Origin of the sequence: Hydrogenophaga sp. RAC07 (genome assembly GCF_001713375.1) — a bacterium.
In the GTDB taxonomy this organism is placed as follows: Bacteria; Pseudomonadota; Gammaproteobacteria; order Burkholderiales; family Burkholderiaceae_C; genus Hydrogenophaga.
Map to the genome: position 1 here is coordinate 2,552,287 of NZ_CP016449.1, position 16,638 is coordinate 2,568,924.

A 16,638-nucleotide genomic window follows, 5' to 3' on the forward strand; every position below is an offset into this window, starting at 1 on the left:
GCGACGAGCAAGCCGCCGGGCCGCCCCAAGGCAGGCTCAGCCCCCTCCGGGGGCAGCGGACCTCGCGCAGCGGGGGAGCGTGGGGGCGACGAGCCAGCCGCCGGGCCGCCCCAAGGCAGGCTCAGCCCCCTCGGGGGGCAGCGGACCTCGCGCAGCGGGGGAGCGTGGGGGCGCTTTAAATGCCTTCAGCCTTGATGCTGTTCAGCCAGGCTTGGCGCGTGACCTCATCCAAAGCCTCGTTCACGACACCCTGATCCGCCACCACCCGCAACTTGTCCTGCTCGATCAGGCGGTCCAGGCCGCGGCGGGTCATGGACAGCGAACGACCATGGGGGCCTGCAAAGAGAAACAGCGTGCCGTGCGGGCTGGCCCAGGTGATCTGGCAGCGCACGGCCTGACCCTCCTGCCACATGTCGACCCAGGTGCCCACGCTCAGCTGAGACACCGGTTGCTGCGCCGCCATCTCGGCCTTGAGTTCCACCCAGTCCCGCTGCAGGGGCTGCGTGTCCACAAACGAGGGCTGGGTGTCGGGCTGGGACTCGGGCGAGATGTCGTCCAGGAAGCCGGTGTCGCGCGCCTCGGCCGGCTGCATCCACGGCTCCAGATCGATGTCGCCCTGCTGGCTGGGCGGTGAGTCTTGCGGCGGCTCGGCACGCTGGGTCTTGTAGGCGGCTTCGTGCAGGCCCATCAGGGCCTGGAAAAAGGACTCCGCCTGCTCCCTCGGGTAGTCGATGGAGTCCAGTCCCTCGCGCAGGGTGCGCAGGACGCCGGGAATGATCTTGACCAGGCGCGGACGGTTCAGGCTGGCCAGCGCGAGCTGGCTCGACCACAGCAGGTCGGGCAGGATGTCGGTGTAGCGCAGGGCCGGCACTTCGGAGGTGTCCATGCCGGTGGCGTTGGAGACCTCCAGCCGCGCCTGCGCCACGACCTGCGCCCAGGGGCCGGTGAGGAAACGCCGCACCACCCCAGGCGAACGGGTGAAGTCGTTGCGCGACCGGAACTCGGCGGCCACACGCTCGGCGAGCAGGTTGCGTTGTTCGACCCGCACCAGCGTCTTGACAGCCAGTCCACGCGCCTGTACCTGCTCGGGTGCCATGGCTTCGGTTTGCGAACGGTTGAAGCCCTGCAGCAGGCCGGAGAAACGGTCGGTCAAGTCACCGCCCGGTTTCTGCAGTGCGTCGATGATGCTGCGCACCTGGCGCGAAAACCCGGCGTAGCCACGGTCCTGCTCGTTCGTGTAGGCCAGGCTGTGTTCGGTGATGGCATCGAGCAGGCGCCGCGCGGGGTTCTGCCGGTCGGCAAAAAAGCGCGGCTCGGTGCGGGCCACCTGCAGCAACGCAGGCTTCATGTCCTGCAACATTTCACGCACCGGCAGCAGCAAACGCTGGTCCGCGGAAATCTGCTTGAGCATGAGCGAAACCACCTCGCTGGCCAGCGTGCGCACCATCGCGTTTCCCGTGCCGGCACTGCCGGGCGCACGCGTGCTCTCCTCACCGGCCTGGTCGAGGTTGCCCACCAGCAGCTGGTGCAGGTGGTCCAGGGTGAGCAGGGCCTCGGAGCCGGGCGCCGCTTCTTCCTGCGAAGCACCGCCCTGGCGAACCGGTGCGTCGCCCGTGAACGGGCGGGAATCGGGCGACTGGACCACGGCATAGCCTGCGGCCTGCACGCCCATGCGTTCGAGCAAGGCGCTCAGCCGCGTGTAGAGCCCCTGCAGTTCGTTGCCCAGGGAGATGGCGCCGGTCTGCAGCCACCGCGAGCGCACGGCCGGACCCACGTGCAGGCCCTTGAGCGTCTTCATCAAGGCGCTGACCACCACGTCGGCGCGCAGGGGATTGGCGTCGGGATTGACCACCTGCATGCCCTGCGCCGTGCACAGGCGCGCGGTGAGGTCCACCACTTCGTGGTCCACCGTCATGCTGACGATCTGCTGCACACGCGCCAGCTCCACCGTCTCCTGCACCTGGTCGTCGCCCATGAGTTCGAGCTCATCGAAGCTCACGCTTCTGGCGGTGCGCGCCTGGGTGTCGGTCGCGGGCAAGGCGTTGCCGACCGCGTCGGCAAGCGATTCGAGAAAACGGGTGGCCAACAGGTCGCGGTGGGATTCGAGCGCGGTTCGCGCCTCGACCAGGCCTTGTTTGTCGTTCAGGTGCCGGGCCGACAGCTCTTTGTCCTTGAGCGTCGCGTGCAGTTTGTCCAGCCAACGGGGCACCCACTCACGCGTCTGGACGAGGGCCTCCTTGAGGCAGGCGTCAAAGGCCTGGGGCTGGGCATCCATGCGGGCGTTCGCTTTCGTTCAAGTGGGCCAAAAGGGGGGGTTTGGACCATTGTGACGAAGCTCCGCCGTGTTCACAACGTGGAAAAGACGCAAAAAGCGCCGCCAGTTCAAACCTTCTGCATCAAGGCTTGCCAACCCTCGACACCGAGATCGCGCAAGGTTTGCAGGTTGCGTTCAACGATGGCATCGGCGTCTCCACCTTCGCTGGCCACCGCTCGTTCCACGCTCTCTTCGCGCAGCAGGTGCAGCGTGGGAAACGGCGCGCGGTTGGTGCAGTTGGTCACGTCGTCGGGCTCGGTGCCCTCGAATTGGAACAACGGGTGAAACGGCGCGACCTGGATCACACCTTCCAGCTCGTGCTCGGCCACCACGTCGTCCACCACGTTGAGGAAGTCGTTGAAGACCTCGAAGTCGGGGAACAGCGTGGCGTGCACCAGCAGCGTGGTGTCGATCTCCTCGGCCGGCGTGTTCACCAGCAGCGTGAGCTCGCGGTCGAGGTCGTCGAGAAATGCATCGAGGTGGCGCGCCTGGCTCACCACGATACGCACCTGGTTCTTCACATACACCGCCCGTGCGAACGGGCACAGGTTCAGGCCGATGACGGCCTTTTCCAGCCAGTGGCGCGTGGCGGCTTCGACGTCCTGCATCACTTCAAAGCTTTGAAGCGCATGCGCTTGGGCTTCGCGCCCTCTTCACCCAATCGCTTCTTCTTGTCGGCTTCGTACTCCTGGTAGTTGCCGTTGAAGAACACCCACTGGCTGTCGCCTTCGGCGGCCAGGATGTGCGTGGCGATGCGGTCGAGAAACCAGCGATCGTGGCTGATGACCAGCGCGCAGCCGGCGAATTCGAGCAAGGCGTCTTCGAGCGCGCGCAGGGTTTCCACGTCGAGGTCGTTCGAGGGTTCGTCCAGCAGCAGCACGTTGCCGCCTTCGGCCAGGGTCTTGGCCAGGTGCAGACGACCGCGTTCACCGCCCGAGAGGCTGCCCACGCGTTTTTGCTGGTCGCCGCCGGAGAAGTTGAAACGCCCGCAGTAGGCGCGGCTGGGCATCTGGAACTTGCCCACGGTGATCATGTCCAGTCCACCCGACACGTCTTCCCACACCGTCTTTTCGTTCTGCAAATCGTCGCGGCTTTGGTCCACCACGGCCATGCGCACCGTCTGACCGATCTTCACTTCGCCGCTGTCGGGCTGTTCCTTGCCGGAGATCAGCTTGAACAGCGTGGACTTGCCCGCACCGTTCGGGCCGATGATGCCGACGATGGCGCCGGCCGGGATCTGGAAGCTCAGGTTGTCGATCAGCAGGCGGTCACCAAAGGACTTGCTGACGTTCTTGAACTCGAACACTTCGTTGCCCAGGCGCTCGGCCACGGGGATGAAGATCTCGTTGGTCTCGTTGCGCTTCTGGTAGTCGACATCGCTCAGTTCCTCAAAGCGCGCCAGACGCGCTTTGCTCTTCGCCTGACGGCCCTTGGGGTTCTGGCGCACCCACTCCAGTTCCTTCTTCATGGCCTTGGTGCGCGCGTCTTCGGTGCGCTGCTCCTGCTCCAGGCGGGCTTCTTTCTGTTCCAGCCAGGTCGAGTAGTTGCCTTTGTACGGAATGCCGTGGCCACGGTCGAGTTCGAGAATCCACTCGGCCGCGTTGTCCAGGAAATAACGGTCGTGGGTGATGGCGACCACGGTGCCCGGGAAGCGCTTCAAGAACTGCTCCAGCCAGTCCACCGACTCGGCGTCCAGGTGGTTGGTGGGTTCGTCGAGCAGCAGCATGTCGGGCTTGGACAGCAGCATGCAGCACAGCGCCACGCGGCGCTTTTCACCACCGGAGAGCACGCCGACCTTGGCGTCCCACGGGGGCAGGCGCAATGCGTCGGCCGCGATTTCCAGCTGGTGTTCACCGTCGGTGCCCGAGGTGGAGATGACGGCTTCGAGCTGCGCCTGCTCGGCGGCCAGCGCGTCGAAGTCGGCGTCTTCCTCGGCGTAGGCGGCGTACACCTCTTCCAGGCGTTTCTGCGCAGCGCGCACGCCGCTCATGCTGTTTTCCACCGCTTCACGCACGCTCTGCTCGGGGTCGAGCTGCGGCTCCTGCGGCAAATACCCGATGCGGATGCCCGGCATCGGAATGGCTTCGCCTTCGATTTCCTTGTCGATGCCGGCCATGATCTTGAGCAGCGTGGACTTGCCCGAACCGTTGGTGCCGAGCACGCCGATCTTGGCGCCGGGGAAGAAGGAGAGCGAAATGTCCTTGAGGATCTGACGCTTGGGCGGCACGATTTTGCCGACCTTGTTCATGGAAAAGACGTATTGAGCCATTGCTGTGTGCCTGAGGAATCTGCAGCCAGGACGGCCGCGCAACCCCGGATTATCCCAGCATGCGACAATACGGCTCGTTGGGCACTTCAGTTGGCTCAACACCAGCCTTCCGCTGGGGTGCTGCCAACCACTGGCCGACACCAAACCCCTGAATCCATCTGCCCCAGACTGGCCGGGTGCCGCTTCCAACACCGAAGCAGCGCACGGAGTGGCCGATGCCCCCAGCGCCCTGGACGGGCGCCTCCAAAAAAATGACCTTTGACGACCTGAATCTGGCCCCGGCCATCGTGCAAGCCGTGCGTGAGCATGGCTACGAAACTCCCACACCCATCCAGGCCGAGGCGATTCCCGCCGTGCTGGCCGGGCGCGACCTGCTCGGTGGCGCCCAGACGGGCACCGGCAAGACCGCTGCCTTCACCCTGCCGCTGCTGCAACGCCTGGCCGACGGCGAACGCGCCAAGAACCGTTTCGGCGGCGTGGCCATCCGCGCCCTGGTGCTCACCCCCACGCGCGAACTCGCTGCGCAGGTTGAAGAGTCGGTGCGCACCTATGGCAAACACCTCACGCTGACCTCCACCGTCGTCTTCGGCGGTGTGGGCATGAACCCGCAGATCAACGCCATGAAACGCGGCGTCGATGTGCTCGTGGCCACCCCCGGCCGCCTGCTCGACCTGCAGCAGCAAGGTTTCCTCGACCTCTCCGGCGTGCAGATGCTGGTGCTGGACGAAGCCGACCGCATGCTCGACATGGGCTTCATCCACGACGTGAAGAAGATCCTGGCGCTGGTGCCGAAAGAAAAGCAGAGCCTGCTGTTCTCCGCCACCTTCAGCGACGAGATCCGCGACCTCGCGAGCAACCTGCTCAAGGACCCGCTGCACATCCAGGTGACCCCGCGCAACACCACGGTGCAGCGCATCACCCAGGTGATCCACCCCGTGGGCCGCGGCAAGAAGAAAGCCCTGCTGGTGCACATCATCAACCAGCACAACTGGAGCCAGGTGCTGGTGTTCACCCGCACCAAGTTCGGCGCCAACAACGTGGCCGAGTTCCTCACGAAAAACGGCATCCAGGCCATGGCCCTGCACGGCAACAAGAGCCAGGGTGCCCGCACCCAGGCGCTGGCCGGCTTCAAGAGCGGCGACATCCGCGCCCTGGTGGCCACCGACATCGCAGCGCGCGGCATCGACATCGACGAGCTGCCGCACGTCGTGAACTACGAGATCCCGAACGTCTGCGAAGACTACGTGCACCGCATCGGCCGCACCGGCCGTGCCGGCAACGACGGTGCTGCCGTCAACCTCGTGAGCCTGGACGAAGAAGGCTTCATGATGGAGATCGAGCGCTTCACCAAGCAGCGCATTCCGGTGCAGATGTTCCCCGAGTTCATGCCCGAGCCAGGTGAGAAGGCCGAGCCCATCGCCATGGGCCGCCAGACCATCTGGGGCGGTGCCGGCAAGCCGCCGAGCCGCGACGTGATGGCTGCAGCCGCCAAGGCCGCGCGCACGGAAATGATGCAGCGCGTGCGCGAGAAAAAAGCCGGTGAGCCGCAGCAGGCCCGCGGCAACGGCGGTGGTGGCCAGCGCCAGCGCCCGGCCGGTGACGGCGCCCAGATCGACGGACCGCGCGGCGAAGGCCGCCGCGGTGGTGGCGGCAACGGTGGCGGTCAGCGTGCGAACGGTGGTGGTGGCAACGGCCAACCCCGCGGCAACAACGGTCCACGCAACGGTGGCGGCCAGGGCCCACGCCCACCGCGCCAGCAGGCCGATCGCGGTGACCGCATGGACCGCGCACCGCGCGAAGACCGTGGCCCGCGTGAAGACCGCGAACCCGGCGCCGAGCGCCAGCCCGGCCCGAACGCCCACCTGGGCAGCCTGCGCATCAAGGAACCGCGCCCACGCGCGGCCAACCCGGGCGGCCAGCCCGACCCGCTGCGCACCAGCATCGACGCCATGCGCACCGGCAACCGCGGTGGCAAAGGTGGCGGCGGTGGTGGCGGCGGCCGAGGCGGCCCACGTGGTGGCGGTGGCGGTGGCGGTGGCGGTGGTGGTGGCGGTGGTGGTGGTGGTGGCAACGCCGATCCCCTGCGCACCAACTACGGCCGCATCCGCTGAACGGGTCGCTGAACTACAGTGCGGTCATGCAAAACGACCGCACGCTCCCCTCTCCCGACGCCCCGTCTGCCTTCATCGGCAACGGGGCGTCGCCACGTTGGGCCACGCTCATGGTGGCCACCTGCAACGTGCTCAACCTGGCACAACCGGGGCGCCACTTCTACGATGGGCAGGAGCCCTACTCCAACACCGAGTTCGATCGCAAGGTGGAGTGGCTGGGCAACCGCTTCAAGGCGCTCAACGCCGACGTGATCGCGGTGCAGGAGGTGTGGGACGAACTGGCCCTGCGCGCCGCCGTGGCACGCAGCGGCCTGCAATACAGCTCGGTGGTGGTGCCGGGTGCCGAGAACGGCCCGGGACAGATCGGTGCCCAAGGCACACCGCGCGTGGGCATCGTCACGCGCCTGAAGCTGGAGTCGGTCGAGTCGATCGTCAACTTTCCCGCCGCGGCCGTGGTGCAGGTGCCCGGCCTGGGCGCGCACACCCGCTTCGAGCGCCCGCCGCTGGTGGCCACGCTGCGCCTGAAACACGGCCAGCCGCTCTGTGTGATCACCGCGCACCTCAAGAGCAAGCGGCCCAAGTACCTCGAAGACGCCAGCGGCAAGACCATCGAAGACACCGACGACCCTGCGGTGCAGGCGCTCGGCTCCATGCGTTCCTTGATCATGCGGGCCGGTGAAGCCCTGGCCCTGCGCCTGAAGGTGGTGGAACTGCTGCACCGCACGCGCCTGCCGCTGGTGCTCATGGGCGACCTCAACGACAGCCCGCACAGCGTGACCACGCAGCTGATTGCCGCCACCTCGCAGGTGGCCTGGGACAAGGGCGCGCGCGACAACGCGCTGTTCAGCGCCTGGGACGTGCAGGGCGAAGCCGCGCTGCGCCGCGATGTGGCGTATTCACACATCCACCAGGGCTACCCCGAGGTGCTTGACCAGGTGCTGGTGAGCGAGGAATTTGTGGCCGGGGGCCGTGGCGCCATCGGCGATGTGCGGCGCGTGGAGGTCTTCAACGACCACCTGTTTGAAGGCCGGGACCGCAGCCGCAGCGACCACGGTTTTGTGCGCGCGCTGCTCAGGCTGCGCTTGCCGGACGCGGTGTGAGCAGCTTCAGACCTTGACGAACGCGGTCACCAGCGGCTCGTCACCCACCTGCCGGCTCCAGTGGCCGTGCACCGCCGCGTCGAACGTGGCGCCCGCCGGCAATGTATCGGCCGAATAGAAGTGGTCGCCCGCGCCGAAGGTGCGCGAGCTGCCGTCCTGCAAACCGATCTCCATCTGGCCGCGCAGCACAAAGAGCCACTGCGGTGCATCGGTGCAGTGAAACTGGCTGCGAAACCCCACCGGGCTCTGACGCAACTGCAAACCGCTGGCGGGCAAGAGCGGCGACAGGCGCGCGGCTGGTGTTCCCTGGTCGAGATCAACGGTTTCTTCGCGGAACCGGGCGCGGCCATCAACGTCGGTGAACAGCACGACCTTGAAGAATGGGTTCATGGAGGCTCCTGAAAACGGGAGCCCGGTTTTACCAGACAGCCACGACCAAAAGACAGCGCCCGGGATCCTGTGAAGGACACCGGGCGCTGGCGCCGCCAGCCTCATGGGCCAGCGGCGGTGCTCACAAACAGACTCAGTTGGCGCGGACAGGGCTCGCGTTCACCAATTCAGCACGCACGTCTTCACGCGACTTGCCCTGGGCAACGACCGGCTGTGGGTAACGGTTGGGGTACAGCTGGTTGAAGCGCAGACCCGTTTCGCTGTCGGCAATCAGGTCGCCATTGCGCTGGGCTTCGGCCAGTTCGGCCTTCACTTCGGCGCGCGTCTTGCCTTGCGCAACCACTTCAACGGCGGGTGCCGAGGTGCGGGTGGCTGCGTATTGCTCGGGGTACAGCTGGTTCAGACGCTGACCGGTTTCGCCGTCGGCGATCAGGTCACCATTGCGCTGGGCTTCGGCCAGTTCGGCTTTGACTTCGGCGCGGGTCTTGCCCACAACAGCCACGGTGGCCTGGGGGTAGAGGTTGGGGTAGAGCTGGTTGAAACGCAGACCCGTTTCCCCGTCGGCGATCAGGTCGCCGTTGCGCTGGGCTTCGATCAGTTCGGCGCGGACCTGCTCGCGGGTCTTGGCGGTGGAAGGATCGGCGGCCATGGCGTGGCCGGCAATGAGGGTGGAGAGGGCGATGGCAACAACAGACAGACGGGTTTTCATGACAGTTTCCTTTGGGAGGGTTGAACATGCCGGTCGGTCCGTTGTGCGGTCTGGCCGGCTTCGATGCCTCTGCGGAGGGTTTGCATGCATCGATGGGTTGAACTGTAAAGTTTCTGATCCTGATGAAAAATAGCGCCACCATCGTTGCTGTGTTTCTATTTCAGCAACAATAGTGTCTTTCTCATCCGGGAAAACCCTTTCAAGGAGCCTCTTCATGGACCGACTGGCCTCGATGCGTGTCTTTCAAAAAGTGATCGACGAGGGCGGCTTTGCGGCCGCCGGGCGTGCCGTGGACATGTCGCCAGCGGTGGTCACGCGGCTGGTGGCCGACCTGGAGGACCACCTGGGCACGCGCCTGTTGCACCGCACGACCCGGCGCGTCTCGCTCACCGACGCGGGCGAGGGTTACCTGGAACGGGTGCGCGTGATCCTGCAAGACCTGGACGAAGCCCACGCCCTGGTGAGTTCACAGACCAGCGAACTCGCGGGCGTGCTGCGCCTGCTGGCCCCCCCGGTGCTGGCCACGCACGTGCTCGCACCGCTGGTCAGCGGGTTCCGGCAGGCCTACCCCAAGATCCTGCTCGACATCGACGTGGAGTCGCACCGCGAGCCGCCAGTCGAGGACTACGACATCACGCTCATGGGCACCCGGGCCTCGTTCGACGCCAACGTGATCGCGCGCAAGGTGATCTCCAGCGTCACGGTCCTGCTGGCCTCGCCCGAGTACCTGCAGCGCAGGGGCACGCCCGCGCGCCCCGAAGACCTGGCACAACACGACTGCCTGCGCATCAAGCCGGCGGCCGGCCGCACCCGCGGCTGGCGCCTGCTGCACGAAACCGACGAAACACGTTTTGTGGACATCGAGGTGCAACCGGTGCTGTGGGCCAACCACACCGACACGCTGATGCACGCCGCACTCGACGGCGCAGGCATCACCGCCACCACCATCGAGCTGGCCGCGCCGCTGATCCAGAACGGTGATCTGGTGCGCGTGCTCAATCCATGGATCACCGACCGCCTCACCATGTACGCCGCCCTGCCCAGCCGCAAATTCATGCCAAGGCGCACCGAGGTGTTTCTGGACTACCTCATCACGCAGACCCGCGCACGTGTGGACAGCGCAATGGCCACCTGCAGCAGTTGCTGAAGTCCCGGTGAATTCCCGCCTTACCATGACCGCATGAACACACCGACCACCCCCTCGTCCGTCCACTTTGGTCACCAGGGCCGCGTCGTCATCGTCACCGGCGGTGCCCAGGGCATTGGTGAAGCCTGCGTGCGCCGCTTCGCGCGCGAAGGCGCCAGCCTGGTCATTGCCGACGTGGCGGACGCGCCCGGCAGCGCGCTCGCACGCGAACTCGGGGCCACCTACAGGCACTGCGACGTGGGCGACAAGCTCGATGTGGACGCGGTGGTGGACAAAACCGTGGCCGCTTTCGGGCGCATCGACGTGCTCGTGAACAACGCCGGCATCTTCAAGGCGGCCGACTTTCTGGAAGTGACCGAAGACGACTTCGACGAGGTGCTGCGCGTGAACCTCAAAGGTTCCTTCCTCATGGGCCAGGCGGTGGCGCGCGTGATGGCCACACAGCGCGACGGTGCCATCGTCAACATGAGTTCGGTCAACGGCGTGCTCGCCATCCCCAGCATCGCCAGCTACAACGTGAGCAAGGGCGGCATCAACCAGCTCACCCGGGTGATGGCGCTGGCCCTGGCCGAGCACGGCATCCGCGTGAACGCGGTGGCACCGGGCACCATCGCCACCGAGCTCGCGGCCCGCGCCGTGCTCACCAGCGACGAAGCCAGGAACAAGATCCTCAGCCGCACCCCCATGCGGCGCCTGGGCGAGCCCGACGAGATCGCCGACGTAGTGGCCTGGCTGGCCAGCGACGCGGCCAGCTACGTCACGGGTGAGATCGTCACGGTGGACGGTGGGCGCATGACGCTGAACTACACGGTTCCGCTCTAGGTGGGCGGGCACACCCGTTCGTAAGTACGCCAACAAACTGGCACACAACGGGAACTCTGCGCTCCGAGCGCGTCTCCATCGTGGCTGACAGCGCCGCTGCACACGCGGCCCGCGCTGATGCCCGCCCGCACGATGCGGCTGTTTTTTCGAAGCCGACACCTTGCTGAAACAACGTCCTGCCTGGACCCTGGCCGCCCTGTTGCTGGCCTGCGGCCCCACCTTCGCCCAAACCCCCGCACGCGCGCCGGCAGCCGCGCCGGTGATCGTGGCCTCCAGCACGCAGGCCAACGACGACATCGTCCTGTCCGTGCTGGGCAACGGTTCGGCGCGCCAGTCGGTGGTGATCTTCCCGGCTGTGGCGGGCGAAGTGGCGCAGGTCAGCTTCCGCCCCGGGCAAGCGGTGCGCGCCCGGCAGGTGTTGTTGCGCCTGGAAGACCGCTCCGAGCGGCTGGCCGCCGATCTGGCGGCGGCCCGCGTGGACGCGGCCAAGGCGCTGGCCGTGCGCTACGAAGGTACACGCGGCACCGGCGCCGTGCCCGAAAGCGTGGTGGACGAAGCGCGCGCCGCGCTGCGCGCCGCGAAGATCGAACTGGCCCAGGCGCGCGAGGCGGTGGCCGACCGCGTGGTCCGCGCCCCGTTTGCCGGCGTCGTCGGCCTGGCCACGGTCGAGCGTGGCGACCGCGTGACCGCCGACACCGCGCTCACCACGCTGGACGATCGCCGCGTGCTGTTCATCGACTTCGAGGTGCCCGAGGCCCATCTGGCCCGCGTGAAGCGCGGCCAAGCGGTCACGGCCACCAACCCGGCCTACCCGGGGCGCTCGTTCACAGGCGCTGTGGCCGAGATCGACAGCCGCATCGACCCGGTGTCGCGCAATGTGCGCATGCGGGCGACTGTCCCCAACCCCGACGACGTGTTGCGATCGGGCATGTCGTTCCAGGTGCAGCTGGATTTGTCGGGCCAACCCCGCGTGAGCGTGCCCGAACTGGCCCTGCAATGGGACCGCGAGGGGTCGTTTGTGTGGGTGGTGCGCGAGGGCAAGGCGGTGCGTGTGCCGTCGCGCCCGGTGCGGCGCGCTGACGGACGTGTCTTGCTCGATGGCGACCTGAAACCCGGTGAATCGGTGGTGGTGGAGGGCGTGCAACGATTGCGCGCGGGCCTGGCGGTGCGGGTGGTCGGCAACGGCGGCGCTGCGCACACCCAGCCATGACCGAGGATCGCGCCAACGACCTGCCGGCGCTGGCGATCCGCCGGCCGTGGATGGTGATCGTGATCAACCTGCTGATCGTCATCGCCGGCATCGGCGCGTGGCTGGGTGTGGAAGTGCGCGAGTTGCCCAACATCGACCGCCCCATCGTGGCCGTGCGCGCCGACTGGCCTGGCGCGGCGCCCGAGACCCTGGACGCCGAAGTCACGCGTGTGATCGAAGGTGCGGCCGCGCGGGTGCCGGGCGTGTACCTCGTGCGTTCTGCCAGCGAAGAAGGCAACCTGCGCGTCATCATCGAATTCAACCCCGGGGTGGACCTGGTGACCGCCGCCAACGACGTGCGCGACGCCATTGCGCGCGTGGAAGGCACGCTGCCCGATGGCGTGGAAGGCCTCGTTGTTGTGAAAGCCGACGCCGACGCCGAGCCAGTGATGCAGCTGTCGGTATCGAGCAGGACGCTGGCGGTGGACGAGCTCTCGCGCGCGGTGGAAGAGCGCATCGAACCCGAGCTGATTTCGGTCGAAGGCGTGGCCGACATCACGCTCTTTGGCAACCGGCAGCGGGTCATGCGCGTACGCATCGACCCGCTCAAGCTCGCGGCGTACAACGTGTCGGTGAACGACATCGCCACGGTGCTGCGGAGCGCACGGGTCGACGTGCCGGCGGGCAGCCTGGAATCGGCCAACCAGGAGGTGCTGGTGCGCGCCAACGCGTCGGTGGCCACGCCCGAACAGATGCGTGCCTTGCGCGTGCGCGCCGACCTGGCACTGGGCACGGTGGCCGACGTGTACTACAGCCCGGCCGACGCCACCTCGTACGTGCGCCTGAACGGCTCGCCGGTGGTGAGCCTGGGCATCGTGCGCCAGGCACAGTCCAACAGCGTGGCCATTTCCACCGGGGTTCGCGCGGTCGTCGAGCGCATCAACCGCGACGGCGGTGACCTCCAGGTGACGGTGGTGTCGGACGACGCGTCCTTCATCAGCGGCGCCATCAGCGAGGTGCTGGTGAGTCTCTTGATGGCGGTGGTCATCGTGGTGGCGGTGGTGGGCATTTTCCTGGGCCAGTGGCGCGCCACCATGGTGCCGGTGGTGGCCATACCCATCTCGCTCATCGGCACGCTGGCGGCCATCTGGATGTTGGGCTTTTCCATCAACCTGCTCACGCTGCTGGCCTTGTTGCTCGCCACCGGCCTGGTGGTGGACGACGCCATCGTGGTGCTGGAGAACATCCAGCGCCGACGCGCCCAGGGCCTGGGCCCGCGCGCGGCCGCGGTGCTGGGCACGCGCGAGGTGTTCTTTGCGGTGGTGGCCACCACGGCCACGCTGGTGGCGGTGTTCCTGCCGATCTCCTTTCTGCCCTCGGCGGCCGGTCGGCTGTTCGCCGAGTTCGGCATCGTGATGGCGATCTCGGTGGCGATCTCATCGTTTGTGGCGCTCTCGCTGGGCCCGATGATCGCTTCGCGCCTGCCCGCTGAACGCGAGCCCGGCCCGCTCTGGCGCCGGCTCACGGGCTGGGGGACACATGCCGAAACCACCTACAGCCGATGGCTCGCCCGCGCGCTGCACCGGGCCTGGTGGGTGGCAGGCATCTGCGTTGTGCTTGCGGGTGCCGCTGTGTGGAGCTACACGCAGCTGACCCAGGAGCTCACACCGGTGGAAGACCGGGGCGTGCTGTCGATCAGCCTGGACGGCCCCGACGGCGTGGGCCTGGCCTACATGGACCGCCAGCTGGAAACCGCGCTGGCCGCCGTGACACCGCTGCAGGACGAAGGCCTGGTGGAGAACATCTTCACCATCACCGGACGCTACGACGCGAACCGCGCGCAGATCACCGCGCCGCTGGCCGATTGGGGCGCACGCGAACTCACCCAGGCGCAGCTCACGGCGCGGTTGCAAGGCCTGTTGAACGACCTGCCCGGTGCGCGCGTTCGCATCCGTGGCGGCAACAGCCTGGGAGTGGGCGGTGGCGACGGCAGCGTGCAGATGGCGGTCACCGGCGACGACTACAACCGCATCGCCGACGCGGCCTACGGCTTCGCCGCCGCGATCGAACGCGACCTGCCCGGGCTGCGCGATGTGCGCGTGAACTACACCGCGTCGCAGCCGCAGATCACGCTGCGCATCGACCGCGAGCGAGCCACCGAACTCGGTGTGTCGGTGGACGGGCTGGATGTGGTGCTGCGCTCGCTGGTGGACGGCACCGAGGTCACCGACCTCACGGTGGACGACCGCAACGTGCCGGTGATCCTCGAATCGACCGCGCGCGGTGCCACCGACCCGCAAGCCCTCCTGGGCTACAGCGTTCGCGCCAGCACACCCGAGGGCGAGCGCCTGGTGCCGATGTCGCAGTTCGTGCGCTTCGAGGAAACGGCCATTCCGTCCGAACTCGAACGCCTGGGCCAACGCCGCGCGGTGCAACTCAGCGCCATCGCGGGCGAGGGCGTGCCGCTGCAGCAGGCGGTGGACGACCTGCGCACCCTCGCGCAAGCCGAGTTGCCTGACGGCATGGGCCTGCTGTTTCGCGGTGATGCCGCCACGCTGGAGCAAACCGGGCGCGACGTGGCCATCACCTTTGCCATCGCGCTGCTCGTGGTGTTCCTGGTGCTGGTGGCGCAGTTCGAGGGCCTCACCAGCGCGGCGGTGGTGATCATCACCGTGCCGTTCGGGCTGGCGGCTGCCGTGTTTGCCATGGCCCTGAGCGGCACCTCGATCAACATCTACAGCCAGATCGGCTTGTTGCTGCTGGTCGGCGTGATGGCGAAAAACAGCATCCTGATGGTGGAGTTCGCCGACCAGTTGCGCGACGCCGGACGCAGCGTGCTGGAGGCGGCCCAAGAGGCCGCGTCGACCCGCCTGCGCCCGATCATGATGACCATGGCCTCCACCGTGCTGGGTGCGCTGCCGTTGGTGCTGGGCAGCGGGCCAGGCGCGGAGTCGCGCGCTTCGATTGGCTGGGTGATCTTTGGCGGACTGTCGCTGGCGGCCGTCTTCACACTGTTCCTCACCCCCGTGGTCTACCTCGGTCTGGCGCGGTTTGCACCCCCTCGCGCCAGCCACGGCGAGCGCCTGGCGGCCGAAATGAAACAGGCCGCGGCGCGGCAAACCGGGGAGTTTTCATGAGCCGCGTGCTTCACCGACTGGGCGCCTTGGCGATGGCAGCAGCCCTCGCCGGCTGCGGCAGCACCACCCTGCTCGATGCGCCACCCGCAGCCCCCACGCTGGGCATCACGGACACCGACAGCTTTGCCGCCGCACCCACCGGCGCCACCGCGCCCACCGAAGCCGACCTGCGTTGGTGGAACCGTTTCAACGACCCGGCGCTGACTGGCTGGGTCGAGCGCGCACTGGCCAACAGCCCCGACACCGCGATCGCGCGCGAACGCGTCGTGCAGGCGCAAGCCTTGCTGCGGGGCGCCAGCGCCCGACGCAGTCCGCTGATCGGCGCTGAAGCCAGCGTGGAAGCGCGCAGCCGCCGCGCCGCGGGCGAACGGCGGCTCGACCCCGGCGCCGCGCTCACGCTGGACTGGGACCTCGACCTCTGGGGCGGCCTGCGCCAGGCCGAACAGTCCGCTGCCGCCTCGGTGTTGCGGGCCGAAGACCTGGCCCAGGCCGCGCGCCTGTCCACCGCCGGCCTCACCGCCCGCGCTTACGTCGCCTGGCAAGAGGCCCTGCTCGACCAACAGCTGCTGGCCGATGGACTCCAGCTACAGCGCGAAGTGTTGCGGCTGGTGGATGTGCGGGTGAACGCGGGCCTGGCGCCGAAGCTCGACCTGGACCGCGCGCAGACCGAAGCCGCCACGCTGGAAGCCGACGCGGCCGATGCGCGCGTGCGCGTGCGGCAGGCCGCGGCCGCGCTGCAGGTGCTGGCCGGTGAGCGTCCACAACCCATGGCCGCGCGGGTCGCGCAGCTGCCTGCGCTGCAGGGCAACCTGACTGTGGCGCGCCCGATCGACCTGCTGCGCCTGCGGCCCGACCTGCGCGCGGCCGAGCGCGGACTGGCGGTGGCCGCGGCCGACCTGGGCGTGGCGCGGGCCGACCTCTACCCGCGCCTGCGCCTGCCCGGCGCGATCACCCTCACCTCGGCCGGGCTGGGCGGTGGCGTGCTCGACATCGTGACCGCCACAATGGCCGCCGTGCTCGACGTGGCGCTGTTCGACGGCGGCGAGCGCAGCGCCAACGTGGACGCGGCGCGTTCGCGCGTGGCCGAAGCGGGCGAGGTGTACCGCCAGACCTTGCTGGAGGCCTTGCAACAGGCCGAAGCGGCGCTGGTGGCCAGCGAAGGCACGGCCACGCGCACCCGCGCACTGGAGCGCGGCAACACCGCCGCTCTCTCGGCCGTGGACCAGGCCCGAACGCTCTACACCAACGGTCTGACCGGCTTTCTCGATGTGATCGAGGCGCAGCGCAGTGCGCTGGCCACGCGCCGCAACCTGCTGCGCGCGCAGGCGGACGCGGCGCGCCAGGCCATTGCGGGCTTCGAGGCCATGGGCCTGATCGCGCCGGTGGCGCCGGTCTGACCACGCGGACCGAAGCCGTTTACACACGCTTACCTCGTTCACTGGAATACGAA

Annotated in this window: 12 protein-coding genes; 7 read left to right on the top strand and 5 right to left on the bottom strand. The window is 67.8% G+C overall.

Going from position 1 to position 16,638, the window contains the following annotated elements:
* Positions 1 to 175 precede the first annotated feature (175 nt).
* The 3 genes from BSY239_RS11875 to ettA form a co-directional block, all read right to left on the bottom strand.
* Positions 176 to 2,275, bottom strand: a complete 2,100-nt coding sequence (locus BSY239_RS11875; RefSeq protein ID WP_069047032.1) for a DUF1631 family protein — start codon at positions 2,273 to 2,275, stop codon at positions 176 to 178.
* Between the two features lie 107 nt (positions 2,276 to 2,382).
* Positions 2,383 to 2,922 carry a DUF1415 domain-containing protein gene (locus BSY239_RS11880; RefSeq protein WP_069047033.1) on the bottom strand — a complete coding sequence of 180 codons (540 nt, stop codon included), beginning with the start codon at positions 2,920 to 2,922 and terminating at the stop codon, positions 2,383 to 2,385.
* Positions 2,922 to 4,583, bottom strand: coding sequence for an energy-dependent translational throttle protein EttA (ettA, locus tag BSY239_RS11885; protein WP_069047034.1), 1,662 nt, complete (start codon positions 4,581 to 4,583; stop codon positions 2,922 to 2,924). The genes BSY239_RS11880 and ettA overlap by 1 nt, the downstream gene beginning before the upstream one ends.
* 251 nt (positions 4,584 to 4,834) lie before the next feature.
* On the opposite strand from ettA, the gene BSY239_RS11890 reads away from it, so the two are divergent.
* Together BSY239_RS11890 and BSY239_RS11895 are read left to right on the top strand one after the other, a co-directional pair.
* Positions 4,835 to 6,694 carry a DEAD/DEAH box helicase gene (locus BSY239_RS11890; protein WP_069047035.1) on the top strand — a complete coding sequence of 620 codons (1,860 nt, stop codon included), beginning with the start codon at positions 4,835 to 4,837 and terminating at the stop codon, positions 6,692 to 6,694.
* A gap of 110 nt (positions 6,695 to 6,804) precedes the next feature.
* Positions 6,805 to 7,794 (top strand): endonuclease/exonuclease/phosphatase family protein, encoded by a 990-nt coding sequence (locus BSY239_RS11895; RefSeq protein WP_069048955.1) that lies wholly within the window; start codon positions 6,805 to 6,807, stop codon positions 7,792 to 7,794.
* Between the two features lie 6 nt (positions 7,795 to 7,800).
* Here BSY239_RS11895 and BSY239_RS11900 read toward each other — a convergent pair whose 3' ends face one another.
* Positions 7,801 to 8,184, bottom strand: coding sequence for a hypothetical protein (locus tag BSY239_RS11900; RefSeq protein ID WP_069047036.1), 384 nt, complete (start codon positions 8,182 to 8,184; stop codon positions 7,801 to 7,803).
* A 133-nt stretch (positions 8,185 to 8,317) separates the two neighbouring features.
* A complete protein-coding gene (locus tag BSY239_RS11905) occupies positions 8,318 to 8,893 on the bottom strand; it encodes a DUF4148 domain-containing protein (RefSeq protein ID WP_069047037.1) in 576 nt (191 codons plus the stop codon).
* Between the two features lie 214 nt (positions 8,894 to 9,107).
* Between BSY239_RS11905 and BSY239_RS11910 the strand changes: the two genes are divergently transcribed.
* From BSY239_RS11910 to BSY239_RS11930, 5 genes are all read left to right on the top strand, one after another.
* Positions 9,108 to 10,040, top strand: a complete 933-nt coding sequence (locus BSY239_RS11910) for a LysR family transcriptional regulator (RefSeq protein ID WP_069047038.1) — start codon at positions 9,108 to 9,110, stop codon at positions 10,038 to 10,040.
* Between the two features lie 33 nt (positions 10,041 to 10,073).
* Positions 10,074 to 10,862 carry an SDR family NAD(P)-dependent oxidoreductase gene (locus BSY239_RS11915; RefSeq protein ID WP_069047039.1) on the top strand — a complete coding sequence of 263 codons (789 nt, stop codon included), beginning with the start codon at positions 10,074 to 10,076 and terminating at the stop codon, positions 10,860 to 10,862.
* Between the two features lie 160 nt (positions 10,863 to 11,022).
* On the top strand, positions 11,023 to 12,072 hold the full coding sequence (locus BSY239_RS11920; protein ID WP_069047040.1) for an efflux RND transporter periplasmic adaptor subunit: 1,050 nt from the start codon (positions 11,023 to 11,025) through the stop codon (positions 12,070 to 12,072).
* Positions 12,069 to 15,188, top strand: a complete 3,120-nt coding sequence (locus tag BSY239_RS11925) for an efflux RND transporter permease subunit (RefSeq protein WP_069047041.1) — start codon at positions 12,069 to 12,071, stop codon at positions 15,186 to 15,188. The genes BSY239_RS11920 and BSY239_RS11925 overlap by 4 nt, the downstream gene beginning before the upstream one ends.
* The gene (locus tag BSY239_RS11930; protein WP_069047042.1) at positions 15,185 to 16,585 is read left to right on the top strand and encodes an efflux transporter outer membrane subunit; all 1,401 of its coding nucleotides are present in this window, start codon (positions 15,185 to 15,187) and stop codon (positions 16,583 to 16,585) included. The genes BSY239_RS11925 and BSY239_RS11930 overlap by 4 nt, the downstream gene beginning before the upstream one ends.
* Positions 16,586 to 16,638: the final 53 nt, after the last annotated feature.